At 58.9% G+C, this 626-nt stretch carries 2 protein-coding genes; one reads left to right on the forward strand and one right to left on the reverse strand.

The annotated features are described in order from the left end of the window. Positions 1-73: 73 nt before the first annotated feature. Entirely contained in the window at positions 74-340 is a 267-nt protein-coding gene (locus G6035_RS19675) for a hypothetical protein (protein WP_176618786.1), read from the reverse strand. 64 nt (positions 341-404) lie between these two features. Between G6035_RS19675 and G6035_RS19680 the strand changes: the two genes are divergently transcribed. After that, complete coding sequence (locus G6035_RS19680) at positions 405-554, forward strand: hypothetical protein (RefSeq protein ID WP_176618787.1); 150 nt, start codon at positions 405-407, stop codon at positions 552-554. The last annotated feature ends 72 nt before the right edge of the window (positions 555-626 follow it).

Here is a 626-nt window from a genome sequence, read left to right on the forward strand (position 1 = left end):
GAAGGCCTGGACCGCCGTGCAGATCCACAAGGCCATGGACACAGACGCCTAAGAGCCATCCCGTTGGTTCGGGCTATTTGCCGTGCCAGACTGCCCGTTCAACCCGCATGATCTGGTCGGCCGGGAACCATTCGATTCGGTAGGTTCTGTCTGGGTCGTACCATTCAACGAGCCCGTAGGAACGTGTGTACGCGACGGCCTTCCCGTAAAGGTAGCCGACCTTGACCAGAGGTTGCTGCCAGGGAGAGAAGCGCTGAGGCTTGCCATCGCTGCGGTCGGGGTGGCGGTCCTCGGCTGCGACGATCTCCAAGAGCTTAGAATCAGGATCGAACTTATTCACGGAACAAGCATGCGCTCTATCACTGACATAGAACATGGATCGAATACTCACCTAGTATGGGGTCATGAAGATCATCGGCGCCTTGGAGACCATCGAGACCGGCGCCATTGAGCGTACCGAGTCCGAATGCACCGACTATCGTCACGGAATTGACGCGTTGCGCCGGCTGCTTCCCGACGGAGTGCGGCTGCTGAGCGTCCGAGTGGAACGTTAGGATTCGGCAGGATTCATACCCGGGCTCGTGGCGCCAATGTGGGAACGTTCGGCCATTCACCAAGTGCGAGGC

Source organism: Arthrobacter sp. SDTb3-6, from assembly GCF_013376095.1.
Classification (GTDB): domain Bacteria; phylum Actinomycetota; class Actinomycetes; order Actinomycetales; family Micrococcaceae; genus Specibacter.